Origin of the sequence: Pararhizobium sp. A13 (assembly GCF_040126305.1) — a bacterium.
Lineage (GTDB): Bacteria > Pseudomonadota > Alphaproteobacteria > Rhizobiales > Rhizobiaceae > Pararhizobium.
The window spans coordinates 99,773-115,548 of record NZ_CP149510.1; the positions used below are offsets into that span (position 1 = coordinate 99,773).

Sequence of the window (15,776 nt, forward strand, 5' to 3'; positions counted from 1 at the left end):
GCATGAACGCACCTTTGTCAAAACAACCGGTCTTTCGATTCGCGCCAAGCCCGAACGGCCAGCTTCACCTCGGTCACGCATTGTCGGCCATTCTCAATCATGACATGGCGAGGACGACGGGTGGACGCTTCCTGCTCCGGATCGAGGACATCGATATTACCCGCTGCACGCCGGAATTCGAAGCCGGGATCTACGACGATCTCGGCTGGCTCGGATTGTCGTGGGAAACACCGGTCCGCCGGCAGTCCGAACATCTCGATCTCTACCGGCAGGCGCTCGGCAAGCTGATCGACCGGGACCTGGTCTATCCGGCATTCCTGACACGCGGGGCGATCAAGACAGCGGTTGCCGAATTCGAAGCGAAGGGCAAAGCCTGGCCGCGCGACCCGGACGGCGCACCGCTTTATCCCGGCGAGGAGCGGAAGCTCTCGGCCGCCGGCCGCCAGCGGATGCTTGCCGGCGGCAAGCCGCATGCGTGGCGGCTCGACATGGACAGGGCGATCGCGGAGTTGGACGCGCCGCTGACATGGCAGGAAACCGGTGCGGGGCCGGACGGCGAAACGGGACGGATTACCGCCGACCCGGCTGCCTGGGGCGATGTCATCCTGTCGCGCTCCGATGCGCCCTCGAGCTACCATCTCGCCGTGACGATGGACGATGCGCTGCAGGGGGTGACGCATGTGGTACGCGGACGCGATCTCTATCATGCGACCGCGGTGCATCGGCTGCTGCAGCGGCTGCTTGATCTTCCGGAGCCGATCTACCACCATCATCACCTCATTCCCGGGCCGGACGGCCGAAAACTGTCGAAGAGCAACAGGGACACGGGGATTGCGGCTTTCCGTGATGCAGGAAAAACGCCGGACGATGTCAGGGCGATGATCCTATAGGATATTTTCCCTGCGGTTTTCCGCAGTCTGCCCCTCTACCTCCTTCGCGCCCCTGAAGCTGCGGATGACCATGCGCTTGACCTTGTATTTCATGATCGCCGCATTGATCTCTGCCCCGATGATGAAGATGGCGCCGACGATGTAGAGGAAGACCAGGGCGATCATGATCGAGGCGAGGCCGGCATAGGTCGAGACATAGTTGGCGAAAGTGGCAAGGTAGGAGGCGAAAACATAAGCGCCGATCGACCAGGCGATCAGCGTCAGGATGATGCCCGGCAGCACGTCGAGGATTTTCCGGTGTCCGTCCGGCAACCACAGATGGCTGACCACCAGCCCCGCCGTCAGCATGACGAACACGCCTGCAAGGCTCCAGCTGTCGAGCAGAACGAGAAGATTGTTGAACCACGGCAGATAGGTTCCGGCATAGCGGACGGCGAGCGGCACGGCCACCAGCAGGATGCTGACGATGGCAAGGACCAAGACGCCGGCAAGCACGAAACCGAGACTGGCCACACGCGTCTTGTACCACGGCCTGCTTTCGGCAACGCGGTAGGCGCGGTTGAGCGAAACCCTGAGTGCCTCGACGCCGTTGGAGGCGAAGTATGCGGCCGCCAGCACGGATATGGTGAGCAAACCGCCGCGTGGGATGGTCAGCACCCGCACCACCTCGTCCGAGATCGGCTTGGCGATCGATTCGGGCCAGGTATCAAAGATGAAATGCACGGCGGTGGTCGCGAACTGATCGGCACCGAGAAAACTGCCGAGCGCCGTGCCGAAGATCAGGAAGGGAAAGATCGCCAAAAGGGTGGAAAGAGCGACATGGCTCGCCATCGCCCAGCCGTCATCCTCGCTGAAATGCCAGACCGCGTCGAAGATGACCTTCCAGGCTATGCGAATGAAGGCCGGCATTGTCTCTCCAACTATTCCAGCAGTTCTCTGCGATTGTAACCCGTTCATGAATATGGGAAACCGGGCGCTGATTTCTACAGGAATTGACCAGAATGACCGACCGTCCCTCGATAATCGTCACCGGCTGCTCCTCCGGCATCGGCGCCTGGTGCGCCCGGGCACTGGCCAAGGACGGCTGGCGCGTGTTTGCGACCGTCCGGCGGCCGGAGGATCTCAGGTCCCTGGAAAACGACGGCATAGAAGCCTTCCTTATGGATTATACCAAGCCAGACACCATATATTCTCTTGTGGAACAGGTGCTTGTCCGCACTGGCGGCAGGCTGGACGCGCTGTTCAACAATGGCGCCTACGGGCAGGCTGGCGCGGTCGAGGACCTGCCGACGGAAGCCTTGCGCCTGCAATTGGAAACCAACGTCATCGGCTGGCACGATCTGACGCGGCAGGTCATCCCGGCAATGCGGGCGCAGGGTCACGGTCGCATCGTGCAGTGCTCATCCATCCTCGGCATCGTGCCGTATCGATGGCGGGGCGCCTACAATGCGTCGAAATTCGCGCTCGAAGGCCTGACGCTGACAATGCGCATGGAACTTGCCGGAAGCGGCATCGAGGTGAGCCTGATCGAGCCCGGACCGATCACATCGCGCTTCACCGCCAATGCGATCGCTTATGTCGAGCGCTTCATCGATATGAAGGGCTCGGTGCATGCCAAGGAATATGAACGGCAGATGCGACGACTGAAGGGCGAGAGCGCACCTGCCAGAGGCAAGCTGGAGCCCGATGCGGTCTATGCTGCGCTGAAACGCGCATTGACCGCAAAGAAGCCGAAGCCGCATTACATCGTGACGCTGCCGGCCAAACAGGGCGCATTTCTGAAGAAACTGCTTCCGGCCGGTCTGTTCTATCGCATCATCGGCCGTCTCGGCTGACGGGAAAGACGAAGGTAAATCAGATGAACAGTTTTATGACCGGTTTGACGTTGCTCGTCATGGGCGTTGTCGTCATCGTTCTCATCCGCGGCCTCCTCAACATGGTAAGGGGCGGCGACGGCAACACATCCAACAAGCTGATGCAGGCCCGCGTGTTCCTGCAGGCGGTGGCGATCGTGCTGATCATGCTGACGCTGTGGTTCACCGGCGGCGGCCGCTGACCGATGGTGAGACTGAACAAGATCTACACGAAGACGGGCGACGACGGCACGACGGGTCTCGCCACCGGCCCCCGCCGCCTGAAGAGCGATCTGCGTGTCGAGGCCTATGGCACGATCGACGAGGCCAATTCCTTCATCGGACTGGCGCGCCAGCATACCACTGAGCTCGCGGCGCTGGATGCCATGCTGATGCGCATCCAGAACGACCTCTTCGACCTCGGCGCGGACCTCTCGACGCCGGATACGGGCGAGACGCTGCCTTACGAGCCGCTGCGCATTATCGCCGCACAGGTGACCCGGCTCGAAACCGAGATCGACGCGTTGAACGCCGAACTCGACCCGCTTCGCTCCTTCGTACTCCCCGGCGGCAGTGGAGCGGCGGCCGCACTGCATATTGCCCGCACGGTCGCGCGGCGGGCCGAGCGGCAGATGGTAGAACTGGCGCGAATGGAGGGCGAGATCGTCAGCCGCGAGGCGCTCGCCTATGTCAACCGACTCTCCGATTTCCTCTTCGTCGCGGCGCGCTGGACGAACGGCAAGGGCAAGTCGGATGTGCTTTGGGTTCCGGGCAAAAACAGGTAGTCTCGCCACGCAACCGGTTTTTCAGGGGATCTCATGTTCATACCGCTGCACGACGCGAATTCCCTGAAGCACATCAAGGTCCAGTATGTCACGATCAGCCTGATCATCCTCAATGTGGTCATCTGGCTGTTCACCGGACCGCTGCTGGTGCCGGAAACCTTTTCCAACGCCACTGTCATGGGCCTGGGCTACATTCCCGCGATCGCCTTCGACTATGCGCGACTCACGCCTGACCTTGTGCTGGTGCCGGACGAGGCCACTTACGTCACCTATGCGTTCCTGCATGGTGACGTCTGGCATCTGGCCGGCAATATGCTGTTCCTCTGGGTGTTCGGCGACAATGTCGAAGACGCGCTGGGGCATTTCCGCTACCTGATCTTCTACCTCTTGTGCGCCGCCGCCGGCGCCCTGACGCATGGCCTGGTCAACACGGCCTCCGAAGCGCCGTTGATTGGCGCGTCCGGGGCGATCTCCGGGGTCGTCGCCGCCTATTTCCTGCTGCACCCCAAGGTCCGGGTCTGGGTGCTGGTGCTCTTTCGCATCCCGCTTCCCCTTCCCGCCTTCATTCCGCTGGCGTTCTGGATCGGACAGCAGTTCTTCATGCTCGTGGCAGATCCCGAGAGCGGCGTCTCCTGGGGCGCGCATGTCGGCGGCATCATTGCCGGGCTCATTCTGGTTGTCGTTTTGCGACGCCGGGACGTGCCGTTGTTCGACCGCACGATCGTCACGCCGCGCGCCGTCCGGCATGTCGAGGCAACGCCCAGCACCCCGTCTGCCGTTGCCACCGAAAACGCAAGAAAGCCCACGCCTTGGGGAAGACCGTCCTGAGCGGTTCGGAAGCCAGCGGCAGCCAACTGAACGATATCGGTTAAAAACAACGTATTAGCGACGTTAAACGCGTTTTCTCCCGAAAAATGGCCGCAAACGCTCGCCGTTCGGTCACGATTTGATATTGACGCGCACGTAAACGTAAGTATTTTTCCCATCGCAATCTGTTGGCCACCGGAGGGGCAAAGATTGTAATTGGAGAAAAAACGCGTATCGATGTCGCCAACCGACAATCAGGCAACTGCGTTAAAGCGCATTTTCTCGGCAAACGTCTTGTAAGGAAGGACACTATGAAAGTTCTGGTCACCGTCAAACGGGTCGTCGACTACAACGTGAAGATCCGCGTCAAGCCGGATGGATCCGGTGTCGAGCTTGCCAATGTGAAGATGTCGATGAACCCGTTCGACGAGATCTCGGTCGAAGAGGCGCTCAGGCTGAAGGAAGCTGGCAAGGTCTCGGAAGTGGTGGTCGTTTCCGTTGGTCCGGCCAAGGCCGAGGAGACCCTGCGTACGGCGCTTGCCATGGGTGCGGATCGGGCGATCCTGGTCGAGACCGACGATGCCGTCGAGCCGCTCGCCGTTGCCAAGATCATCAAGGGTGTGGCCGAAGCCGAACAGCCCGGCCTGATCATCGTCGGCAAGCAGGCGATCGACGACGATTCGAACCAGACCGGCCAGATGCTGTCGGCGCTGCTCGGCTGGGCGCAGGGCACCTTCGCGTCCAAGGTCGAGATCGGCGACGGCAAGGCGCAAGTGACCCGCGAAGTCGACGGCGGTCTGCAGACCATCGAGATCAAACTTCCAGCAGTTGTCACCACCGACCTGCGCCTCAACGAGCCTCGCTACGCCTCGCTGCCGAACATCATGAAGGCGAAGAAGAAGCCGCTCGACAAGAAGACACCGGCCGATTTCGGCGTCGATACGAGCCCGCGCCTGAAAGTGCTGAAGACCGAGGAGCCGGGTGGTCGCAAGGCCGGCATCAAGGTCAAGTCGGTCGCCGAACTGGTCGACAGGCTCAAAAACGAAGCCGGCGTTCTCTAAGGTCCAGGAAAAGGGAGACTAACATCATGGCCATTCTTCTTCTGGCAGATCACGACAACGCAACCCTGTCCGACCAGACCGCCAAGGCGCTGACGGCCGCCGCCAAGATCGGCGGCGACGTCCATGTGCTGGTCGCCGGTTCGGGCGCCAAGGCCGCGGCCGAACAGGCGGCAAAACTCTCCGGCGTTTCCAAGGTGCTGCTGGCCGATGACGCAAGCCTTGCCAACAACCTCGCCGAGCCCTTGGCGGCGCTGATCGTGTCGCTGGCAGGCAGCTACGACACGATCATTTCGGCCGCGACCTCGGTCGGCAAGAACGTGCTGCCGCGGGTCGCCGCCCTCTTGGACATCGCCCAGATTTCGGAAATCACCGAGGTCGTCTCGGCCGACACTTATCGGCGGCCGATCTATGCCGGCAATGCCATCCAGACGGTGCAGACGAGCGAGGCCAAGAAGGTGATTACCGTGCGCACCGCCTCCTTCGCCTCGGCTGGCGAAGGCGGTTCCGCCGCCGTCGAAACCGTTTCGGCGGCCGCCAATCCGGGCCTGTCCAGCTTCGTCAAGGATGCGCTGTCCTCCTCCGACCGTCCGGAACTGACCTCGGCAAAGATCATCATCTCCGGCGGTCGCGCACTCGGCTCGTCGGAGAAGTTCCAGCAGGTCATCCTGCCGGTGGCCGACAAGCTCGGCGCCGCCGTCGGCGCAAGCCGTGCCGCGGTTGATGCCGGCTACGCCCCGAACGACTGGCAGGTCGGCCAGACCGGCAAGGTCGTGGCGCCGCAGCTCTACATCGCGGTCGGCATCTCCGGCGCCATCCAACATCTGGCCGGCATGAAGGATTCGAAGGTCATCGTCGCCATCAACAAGGACGAGGAAGCCCCGATCTTCCAGGTCGCCGACTACGGCCTCGTCGGCGATCTCTTCGATATCCTGCCGGAGCTGGAAAAGGCACTCTGAGTATTTCGAAATGACATCAGCGGCCGCGCCATCGAGCGCGGCCGTTTTTCGTTGAGCAGGTGCCACATATGCTCGGCTTTCCGTTGCTTCGATCATCAATAAAGGCTGGAAAATTGGGCGCGATGCCTTTATCACTTGCATCCGGAACCCCGGCCTGGCGGGTTCATTGCTCTTTGCCTGAAACGGAAGCGCGACCGCCCTTCCGCACTGATGATGGAAAATCGGCTCGATGATCAAGAATATCGGAATTGTTGGCGCTGGACAGATGGGCTGCGGCATTGCCCAGGTATCGGCTGCGGCCGGTTACAAGGTGCACATCTATGACATTTCCGCCGACCGCGTCGAAGCCGGCCTTGCAACCATCAACGGCAACATGGCGCGGCAGGTTTCCTCAGGCAAGCTGACAGACGAGGAACGCAAGAAAGCGCTGTCGCTGATCAAGGGATCCGCAGACATCAACGACCTCAGCCAAGCCGATCTCGTCATCGAGGCAGCGACCGAGGATGAGAGCATCAAGCGCAAGATCTATGGCCAGGTCTGTCCGGTTCTCAAGGCCGATGCGATCCTCGCCACCAACACCTCCTCCCTGTCGATCACCCGGCTTGCGTCGGCGACCGACCGGCCGGAACGCTTCATGGGCATCCATTTTATGAACCCGGTCCCGGTGATGAAGCTGGTCGAACTGGTGCGCGGCATCGCCACCGAGGAAGAGACCTTTACCACCGCCAAACAGTTCGTCACGGCGCTCGACAAGACGATCACGGTTGCCGAGGATTTCCCGGCCTTCATCGTCAACCGCATCCTGCTGCCGATGATTAACGAGGCGATCTACACGCTCTATGAAGGCGTCGGCAGCGTCGACGCCATCGATACAGCGATGAAGCTCGGCGCCAACCATCCGATGGGACCGCTGCAGCTTGCCGATTTCATCGGTCTCGATACCTGCCTTTCGATCATGCAGGTGCTCCACGATGGCCTGGCGGATTCGAAATACCGCCCCTGCCCGCTTCTGGTCAAATATGTCGAGGCAGGCTGGCTCGGCCGCAAATCCGGCCGCGGTTTCTACGACTATCGCGGCGACGTGCCCATACCGACACGCTGAGCCTGTGGTCGACTGCTAAATCAGCGGTAGAAAAATTCAACCGATCTTAACCTGTTTGCCCCACCGTTCCCGCGTCAGCAACGGGCCGGGCAATGAGAGTTCAGCGCAAACTTCGCTTCATAGCTTTCGTGCTGTGCTTCACCGGGCTGTTCGTCGGCGGCCTCTACCTTGCCCATACGGCCTTCATCGCGTCGTGGAACGAGAAACAGCTGCGCCAGCTTGCAGCTGACACCATCAACCGCACCGAACTGGCGATCGACTCCGCCACGATGAAAATGAGCGACGTCATCCTCAACCGCAGCACGTCGTGCGCCACCGTCGATCGCATGGCGATGACAAAGGCGCTCTACGGATCCAGCATCATGAAGAACATGCGCCTTGAAACGAGAAGTGGCGTCTGCTGGAGTTACGAGGCGAACAACCAGGCGCTCGAGCAATCGATCGCGACCGCACCGCACAACCGCACCAAGAGCCCGGGCTATTCGCTCTTTTCCCTCCGTTTCGAGGGCTGGAAGGGGCTGGGCGTGCGCTGGCAATACGGGCAGGAAGAAAACATCGTCGAAGTTCTCGCGACCAGCGGCCTGCTGTTTGCAATCCTTCCGACCGAGCTGCGCGAGAGCGCGCTGATGCAGCTTACCCTTGCGGACGGCACGTCATTTGCCAGCTATAGTCCCGAGCGGAAATGGTACACCGATGGCGTCGAACTGACCAATTTCGAGGAGCAGTCGACACAATATCCCATCAAGTTCAGCTTGAAGGTCGATTCGTCCGCGCTCGCCCGATGGAACCAAGCGTTGTCGCCTCAGACGATCGCGATCGCCGTGGCTTTCGGCCTCGGCTTCGGCATTCTTGCGGCGCGCGGCATGTTCCGCAACACGTCAATCCTCGACGAACTCGATGCGGCATTGTCCAGCGGACAGATCCAGCCCTATTTCCAGCCGATTTTCGACCTTCAGGACCGAAAGCTTCTCGGCTTTGAAATGCTGGCGCGGTGGATCAAACCGGACGGATCGATGATTCCGCCGCTGGCCTTCATCCCGCTCGCCGAAAACAGCGGCCGTATCGAAAGACTGACAACCGAACTTTTGAAACAAGCCGGCGCGCAACTCGGCGAATTGCTGCAGACGCAGGGCCATCTCAAACTGAGTTTCAACGTTACGCCGGACCAATATCTGGCCGAGGGTTTCGTCGACACTCTCGCCACGCAGGCCACAAGGTTCAGGCTTCCACTGCGCTCGCTTGTCGTCGAGGTCACCGAACGGCAGGCCATCGTGGACAAGGACAAGGCTGCCGCAGTGACGGAGAGACTCATCGACGCTGGCATGCGGGTTGCCATCGATGACGCGGGCACCGGCCACAACGGCCTGTCCGCCATCCATGCGCTCGGCGCCAACTATCTCAAGATAGACAAGTTCTTCGTCGACGGCATCGCCCTTGATCGCAAGTCATCGGAACTCATCGAAATGCTGGCCGCGCTCGCGGAGAAATTCGGCATGACCGTGGTCGCCGAAGGCGTCGAGACGGAGGAGCAGATTGCCGCCCTGCTGCAACTCGGAATCCGCGAGGGGCAGGGTTACGTCTATTCCAAACCGGTGCCCGCAACCACGATCCTCGCCATGGCGGCAAAGGAAGCCGCCGCATGCGAACAGGCGGATGGGCGCGGTTCGCTGTTAAAGAGCGCCTGAAGGCGGCGCTGCGACAGCGGCCTTGACCAGCGCCTTGGCGTCGTCGCTGTCCCAGGCGGCAGGCCCGTTCATCGAGGAAATCAGGCAGCCCTTTTCATCCATCAGCAGCGTGACCGGCAAGCCGAAGGCGAGGCCTTCCTTCTTCAGCGAATTGAACACGCCCATGGAGACATCCCGGTAGTAGCCGAGCTCGTGCACGCCGGTCTCGTTCAGAAACGCCTTCGGCTTCTCATCGTCGCCGATATCGATGTTGACGGCCACGACTTCGAACGTGTCGCTGCCCTCGGTCTTCTGCAGAGCGTTCAGCGCCGGCATTTCCTCGCGGCAGGGTACGCACCAGGTCGCCCAGAGGTTCAGGAGAACGGTCTTGCCGGCAAAATCGGCGAGTGTCAGGTCTTTTCCATCCTTGCCCTTGAAGCTTAATCCGGCGAGCGGGCGCGGCTCGCTGACCGGTGCCATGGCCGCGACCTGGCCTTTCAGGAACGGCGTGATCGCCGCGACCCGATCTTTTGACGCCTCACAAGCCTTTGCATCGGCGGTTTCCACCGCCTGACCATTGCCAGACCCGCTTTCCCTGACGTATACCGCTGCCGCACCGGCGATCAGCCCGAGAAGGGCGGCGATCATCACCAGTCTGGCGGCAGGAAGGCGTTTGTGTCGGTCTGTCACTTCATTTTCCAAAACGGGTCATTCTCCAGGGCGGGCATTCTTCATGGGCGACGGCACTTCCGAAACCAAAAGCTCCAACCAGATGTGGGGCGGTCGCTTCGCACAAGGGCCGGCGGCGATCATGGAGGAGATAAATGCCTCGATCGGCTTCGACAAGAAGCTTTTCGCTCAGGATATCCGCGGCTCAATAGCGCATGCGACCATGCTTGCGCATCAAGGCATCATTTCGGCCGAGGATAAAGACAAGATCGTTCACGGCCTCGACACGATCCTGTCAGAGATCGAAAGCGGCCAGTTCGAATTCTCCCGCCGGCTCGAAGACATCCATATGAATGTCGAGGCGCGGCTTGCCACGCTGATCGGCCCGGCAGCGGGACGCCTGCACACGGCCCGCTCGCGCAACGACCAGGTGGCGCTCGATTTCCGCCTCTGGGTGAAGGAAGAGCTGCAGAAGTGCGAGCAGATGCTGACGGACCTGATCGCCGCCTTCCTCGACCGCGCCGAAGAGCATGCCGAGACGGTGATGCCCGGCTTCACCCACCTGCAGACCGCGCAGCCCGTCACCTTTGGCCATCACTGCATGGCCTATGTCGAGATGTTCGGCCGCGACCGCTCGCGGGTGCGACACGCCATCGAGCATATGGATGAAAGCCCGATCGGTGCGGCAGCGCTTGCCGGCACCGGATTTCCGATCGATCGCCATATGACGGCCAAGGCGCTCGGCTTCCGCGAGCCGACCCGCAACTCGATCGATACCGTCTCCGATCGCGATTTCGCATTGGAGTTCCTGGCGATCGCCTCGATCTGCGCCGTGCACCTGTCGCGGCTGGCCGAAGAGATCGTCATCTGGTCGACGCCGCAATTCGGCTTCGTGCGCCTGTCGGACGCCTTCTCCACCGGCTCCTCGATCATGCCGCAGAAGAAAAACCCGGATGCGGCCGAGCTGGTGCGGGCCAAGACCGGCCGCATCAACGGCTCGCTGATCGCGCTGCTCACCGTCATGAAGGGTCTGCCGCTCGCCTATTCCAAGGATATGCAGGAAGACAAGGAACAGGTCTTCGATTCGGCCGAAAGCCTGGAACTCGCCATCGCCGCCATGACCGGCATGGTGCGCGACCTGGACGTTCGCGCCGACCGCATGAAGGCCGCCGCCGGCTCCGGCTATTCCACCGCGACCGACCTTGCCGACTGGCTGGTGCGCGAGGCGGGCCTGCCCTTCCGTGATGCCCACCATGTCACCGGCCGGGCGGTGGCGCTGGCCGAACAGAAAGCTTGCGAGCTTGCAGAGCTTTCGCTGGAAGACCTGCAGGCGATCCATGCCGATATCACCGACAAGGTGTTCGACGTGCTGACGGTCGAAGCCTCGGTCGCCAGCCGCACGTCGTTTGGCGGCACGGCGCCGAGCGAAGTGAGGAAGCAGATCGCCTGGTGGCGCGGACGGAACTGAGGGCAAGATTCAGGGTGCACAAGACTCTGAAAACTCGATATGAGTTTCGACGAATTTGCACGAAGGGCGCTGTTGCCCGGACCAGGAAGCATCCATGCATCTGCGAAACACCACTTATCTGATTGCGGCCCTTGCCATTGCCGGGCTGGTACTGTCCGGCTGCGGCCGCAAGGGTGATCTTGATCGGCCGGGTTCGTCCGCGCCGATCAACACCAAGGCAGCACCCGGCACCGTTGAAAAGAAGGATGAAGCGCAAGACAAGCCCTTCCTCCTCGACCCTCTCCTTTAACAGGGCACTCCCTTGAACCATTTTGAATATCGCGACGGCATCCTTTTTGCGGAAGACGTCTCCGTCATCGACATCGCCAAGGCAGTCGGCACGCCATTCTATTGCTACTCCACCGCAACGCTGGAGCGTCACTATTCGGTCTTCTCCAAGGCCTTCGCCGATATCGACGCGATGGTCTGCTATGCGATGAAGGCCAATTCCAACCAGGCGGTGCTGAAGACGCTCGGCCGGCTCGGCGCCGGTGTCGACGTGGTTTCAGGCGGCGAGCTGCGCCGGGCTCTGGCGGCTGGCATTCCGGCAAGCCGCATCATGTTCTCCGGCGTCGGCAAGACGGCAGGGGAAATGGACCTCGCGCTCGAGGCTGGCATCTACTGTTTCAACGTCGAATCCGAGCCTGAACTCGAAATCCTCAACGCCCGCGCCGTCAGGCTCGGCAAGCAGGCGCATGTCTCGTTCCGCATCAATCCGGACGTCGATGCAAAGACCCATGCCAAGATTTCGACCGGCAAGAAGGAAAACAAGTTCGGCATCTCGTGGGAGCGTGCGCGCGCCGTATACGCCCATGCCGCGACCCTGCCGGGCATCAAGGTCACCGGCATCGACATGCATATCGGCAGCCAGATCACCGAGCTGCAGCCGTTCGAGGATGCCTTCAAGCTGCTGCGCGAACTGGTCGATACGCTGCGCGCCGACGGCCACACGATCGATCACGTCGATGTCGGTGGCGGGCTTGGCGTGCCCTACAGGGAAGACAACAATCCGCCTCCCTTGCCCGACGCCTACGCCAACATCGTCAAGGACCAGCTGCGCAATCTCAATTGCAAGATCGTCACCGAACCCGGCCGGCTGATCGTCGGCAATGCCGGCATCCTGGTGACCGAGGTCATCTACGTGAAGGATGGCGGCGAAAAGACCTTCGTCATCGTCGATGGCGCCATGAACGATCTTATCCGCCCGACATTGTACGAGGCCTATCATGAAATACGGCCTGTACGGATTTCCGCCGCCAATGCACCGCGCATCAAGGCGGATGTAGTCGGCCCTGTCTGCGAAACCGGCGACTATCTGGCGCTCGACCGCGAAATGGCGATGCCGAAGCCCGGCGATCTGATCGCCGTCGGCACGGCAGGCGCCTATGGCGCCGTGCAGGCTGGCACCTACAACAGCCGTCTGCTGGTGCCCGAAGTGCTGGTCAAGGGTGACCGATTCCACGTGATTCGCCCGCGCACCAGCTACGAAGATTTGATCGGGCTTGATTCCGTGCCGGATTGGCTGGACTGACGCGAGCCAACGGTTCGCGGTCCGCGATTGTTGATAGCGGCGGCCGCGGACGATGGAAATCGATCACGATCGCGCTATCGCCCTCGTCTTCGCCACAAAGAGTGTTATCCTTTGCAGCACGTTTCGAACGCTGAAAGGGAACGGATGACGAAAATCCGGCGGGATGTCTCGACGGGGACGGCGAGCTTCATAAGAAGCCTCGCGGTCAAGCGGACGCTTGCACGCCTCGTTCTCGTCGCCGAACAGGCCGCGCCTCGCGCTCTGCCCTTGGCTGCGACCGTGCTTCTGTTTCTCTCGACGGCCTGGTTCGGTTTCTTCCGCGTTGCGCCGGGCTGGCTGCATGCCACAGTCCTTTTCGTCTTTGCGGCCGCCTTCGTCGCCCTGCTGATCCCGCTGCTGCGTCTTCGCGTTCCCGGCAATACCGACGCGGACCGGATGCTCGAAGAACGCAACAACCTTGCGCACCAGGCGATCCGCGTTCAGGACGACCAGCCGGCCACCAGCGGCGCCTTCGGCCATGCCCTGTGGCAGGAACACCAGGTACGCATGGCGCGGATGATCAACGCGCTGGAAACCGGCCTGCCGCGGCCGGACATTGCCCGCAGCGACAATTACGGCCTGCGCGCGCTTCCCGTGCTGATCGCCTGTGTCGCTTTCGCCTATTCCTATTCGAACCGTGCCGGCCAGATTTCCGATGCCTTTCATCCGCCGCAACAGGTCGAGGCAAAGCCCGATGTGCGCATCGATGCCTGGGTGACGCCGCCCGCCTATACCGGCCGCGCGCCGGTTTTCCTGACCGGCCGCGAGGGAAGCGAACAGACCGCAAGCAACAGCGAGCCCCTTCGCATCCCGCAGTTCAGCGAACTGACCGTGCGTATCACCAGCGGCGGCGCGACCACGGCCGTAACCTATCACGAGGATGGTACCGGCAAACCGCTTGTCGTTCCGGCGCAGGAGGCGAAACCGGGCGAAGGTCAAAAGGCCGCCACCGAAACCGTCGCAGCCGATCCGGCCAAGCCCGGCGGCGAAACCCATATTCTGAAGATCGCCAAAGACGGCACGCTTGCGGTCAACGGCAAAACCTGGGCTTTCACGGTGATTCCGGACAGCGTTCCCGACATCGCTTTTGACGGCGTCCCGCACCCCGTAAACGCAGCGCTCGAAATCGGCTTTGCCGCCAGAGACGACTACGGCATTCAGGACGCCTGGGCCGAGATCAAGCCGCTGGACAAGCCCGAGGCCGGGGCCCGTCCGCTTTATCCGCTGCCGGAATATCGCCTCGACCTGCCCAAGCGCAACGCCCGCGAGGCAAAGGGGCTGACGAGCCGCAATCTTAGCGAACATCCGCTCTCCGGAAAGCGCGTCCGCGTCACGCTCGTGGCCAGGGACGCAGCCGGGCAGGAAGGCCGCAGCGTGCCGCAGGACATGATCCTGCCTTCCCGCCAGTTCTTCGAGCCGCTGGCAGGTGCCGTCGCCGAGCAGCGCCAGGTATTCGCGCTGGATGCCAACCAGCTGCCACGTTCGATCGACCTCAACGACGCGCTGATGATCCGGCCGGACGAGACGATCCCGAACCTCACGCATTTCCTGCTGCTGCAGTCGGCACGCACCCGCATGGCCCTCGTGCGCAACGACGACATGGCACGTGACGCCGCCAGCCATCTCTGGGAGATCGCGCTCGGCATCGAGGACGGCGATATCGCGCTGGCCGACAAGCGCCTGCGCGACGCCCAGCAGAAGCTATCGGATGCGCTGGAACGAAACGCTTCCGACGAGGAAATCGCCAAGCTGATGCAGGAACTGCGGGAAGCGATGCAGGAGTATATGGAGGCGCTTGCCAGACAGGCCGCCAAGAACCCGCGCATGGCTGCCAATCCCGATCAGAACAACGTGCTGCGCCAGCAGGATCTGGAAAAGATGATGAACCAGATCGAGAACCTCGCCAAATCCGGCGCCAAGGATCAGGCGCGCCAGCTGCTGTCGGAAATGCAGCGGATGATGAACAGTCTCCAGGCCGGGCGCATGCAGCAACAGCAGGGCCAGCAAAACAGCCAGATGCGCGAGCAGATGGACAAGCTCGGCCAGCTGATGCAGCGGCAGCAGCAGCTGATGGACGAGACCTTCAAGTTCGACCAGGCGCTGCGTGACCGCATGCAGCGCGGCGATCCGCTCGACGGCGAGGACCAGGAGCTGTTCAATCAGGACATGCCGCAGGAACCCGGCCAGCAGCCCGACGAGAACGCCCAGCCGGGGCCGCTCGACAATATGACGGCCGAGGAACTGAAGCAGGCCCTGAAGGATCTGCAGGCGCAGCAGGAACAGCTCGGCAAACAACTTGGCGAACTGCAGAAGGGTCTCGAAGGCATGGGCATCAAGCCTGGAAAGGGTTTCGGTGAGGCAGGCCGCGAGATGAAGGGGGCCGCCGACCAGCTCGGCAAGGGACAGGGTGAACAGGCCGTCGGCAGCCAGGGCCGCGCGCTGCAGGCCTTGCGCGACGGCGCCCAGGACATGATGCAGCAGATGCAGAGCCAGGGTCAGGGCCCCGGACAGGGACAAGGCATTCCGCAATATGGCCAGAACGGCCGCGACCCGCTCGGCCGCCGGCAGCAGAATGCCGGGCCGGATTTCGGCGATCAGGTCAAGGTGCCGGACGAGATCGATACCCAGCGCGCGCGAGAAATCCTCGAGGAAATCCGCCGTCGTCTCGGCACGAATTCCTCGCCGGAGACCGAGCGGCGATATTTGGAACGGCTGCTCGATATTCGCTGAGTGTTTCAAATTCAGCCTGAACGGGCCTGCCCGGGATGGAGGGCTGCTTGCGGAGGTTCCCGTCTACGACAGAGGTGAAGGTCAGCGTGTTCCAATCGCTGTGCGGTGAGCCGGAGCGTCCGGTCGGGCCAACGCCTGAGGGCCGCCAGCTGCTCCTGTTTCACGTCCTGGCTTGCGTTTCC

At 61.9% G+C, this 15,776-nt stretch carries 15 protein-coding genes; 13 read left to right on the forward strand and 2 right to left on the reverse strand.

Features of this window, described 5'->3' with window-relative positions:
* The first annotated feature begins 2 nt into the window (after positions 1–2).
* Positions 3–890 carry a tRNA glutamyl-Q(34) synthetase GluQRS gene (gluQRS, locus tag WI754_RS00495; protein ID WP_349435617.1) on the forward strand — a complete coding sequence of 296 codons (888 nt, stop codon included), beginning with the start codon at positions 3–5 and terminating at the stop codon, positions 888–890.
* On the opposite strand, the gene WI754_RS00500 is transcribed toward gluQRS, so the two are convergent.
* Positions 885–1,799 (reverse strand): YihY/virulence factor BrkB family protein, encoded by a 915-nt coding sequence (locus WI754_RS00500; RefSeq protein WP_349435618.1) that lies wholly within the window; start codon positions 1,797–1,799, stop codon positions 885–887. The genes gluQRS and WI754_RS00500 overlap by 6 nt on opposite strands.
* Before the next feature lie 92 nt (positions 1,800–1,891).
* On the opposite strand from WI754_RS00500, the gene WI754_RS00505 reads away from it, so the two are divergent.
* The 8 genes from WI754_RS00505 to WI754_RS00540 all read left to right on the forward strand — a co-directional run bounded on the left by WI754_RS00505 (position 1,892) and on the right by WI754_RS00540 (position 9,139).
* Positions 1,892–2,725, forward strand: a complete 834-nt coding sequence (locus tag WI754_RS00505; protein ID WP_349435619.1) for an SDR family oxidoreductase — start codon at positions 1,892–1,894, stop codon at positions 2,723–2,725.
* Positions 2,726–2,748: 23 nt separating this feature from the next.
* Positions 2,749–2,946, forward strand: coding sequence for a twin transmembrane helix small protein (locus WI754_RS00510; RefSeq protein WP_113003780.1), 198 nt, complete (start codon positions 2,749–2,751; stop codon positions 2,944–2,946).
* A gap of 3 nt (positions 2,947–2,949) precedes the next feature.
* On the forward strand, positions 2,950–3,528 hold the full coding sequence (locus WI754_RS00515; RefSeq protein ID WP_349435620.1) for a cob(I)yrinic acid a,c-diamide adenosyltransferase: 579 nt from the start codon (positions 2,950–2,952) through the stop codon (positions 3,526–3,528).
* Between the two features lie 33 nt (positions 3,529–3,561).
* Complete coding sequence (locus WI754_RS00520; RefSeq protein WP_349435621.1) at positions 3,562–4,356, forward strand: rhomboid family intramembrane serine protease; 795 nt, start codon at positions 3,562–3,564, stop codon at positions 4,354–4,356.
* A 290-nt stretch (positions 4,357–4,646) separates the two neighbouring features.
* Positions 4,647–5,396, forward strand: a complete 750-nt coding sequence (locus WI754_RS00525) for an electron transfer flavoprotein subunit beta/FixA family protein (protein ID WP_349435622.1) — start codon at positions 4,647–4,649, stop codon at positions 5,394–5,396.
* Between the two features lie 26 nt (positions 5,397–5,422).
* Positions 5,423–6,352 carry an electron transfer flavoprotein subunit alpha/FixB family protein gene (locus WI754_RS00530; RefSeq protein ID WP_349435623.1) on the forward strand — a complete coding sequence of 310 codons (930 nt, stop codon included), beginning with the start codon at positions 5,423–5,425 and terminating at the stop codon, positions 6,350–6,352.
* Between the two features lie 229 nt (positions 6,353–6,581).
* Entirely contained in the window at positions 6,582–7,454 is an 873-nt protein-coding gene (locus WI754_RS00535; protein ID WP_349435624.1) for a 3-hydroxybutyryl-CoA dehydrogenase, read from the forward strand.
* 92 nt (positions 7,455–7,546) lie between these two features.
* Positions 7,547–9,139 carry an EAL domain-containing protein gene (locus WI754_RS00540; RefSeq protein ID WP_349435625.1) on the forward strand — a complete coding sequence of 531 codons (1,593 nt, stop codon included), beginning with the start codon at positions 7,547–7,549 and terminating at the stop codon, positions 9,137–9,139.
* Here the strand turns inward: WI754_RS00540 and WI754_RS00545 are convergent.
* Positions 9,125–9,808 carry a TlpA disulfide reductase family protein gene (locus tag WI754_RS00545; protein WP_349435626.1) on the reverse strand — a complete coding sequence of 228 codons (684 nt, stop codon included), beginning with the start codon at positions 9,806–9,808 and terminating at the stop codon, positions 9,125–9,127. The genes WI754_RS00540 and WI754_RS00545 overlap by 15 nt on opposite strands.
* Positions 9,809–9,851: 43 nt before the next feature.
* Between WI754_RS00545 and argH the strand changes: the two genes are divergently transcribed.
* The 4 genes from argH (at position 9,852) to WI754_RS00565 (ending at position 15,594) form a co-directional block, all read left to right on the forward strand.
* On the forward strand, positions 9,852–11,255 hold the full coding sequence (gene argH / locus WI754_RS00550) for an argininosuccinate lyase (protein ID WP_349435627.1): 1,404 nt from the start codon (positions 9,852–9,854) through the stop codon (positions 11,253–11,255).
* A gap of 94 nt (positions 11,256–11,349) precedes the next feature.
* Positions 11,350–11,544 (forward strand): lipoprotein, encoded by a 195-nt coding sequence (locus WI754_RS00555; RefSeq protein WP_349435629.1) that lies wholly within the window; start codon positions 11,350–11,352, stop codon positions 11,542–11,544.
* Positions 11,545–11,556: 12 nt separating this feature from the next.
* A complete protein-coding gene (lysA, locus tag WI754_RS00560) occupies positions 11,557–12,825 on the forward strand; it encodes a diaminopimelate decarboxylase (protein WP_349435630.1) in 1,269 nt (422 codons plus the stop codon).
* 144 nt (positions 12,826–12,969) lie between these two features.
* A complete protein-coding gene (locus WI754_RS00565; protein ID WP_349435632.1) occupies positions 12,970–15,594 on the forward strand; it encodes a TIGR02302 family protein in 2,625 nt (874 codons plus the stop codon).
* The last annotated feature ends 182 nt before the right edge of the window (positions 15,595–15,776 follow it).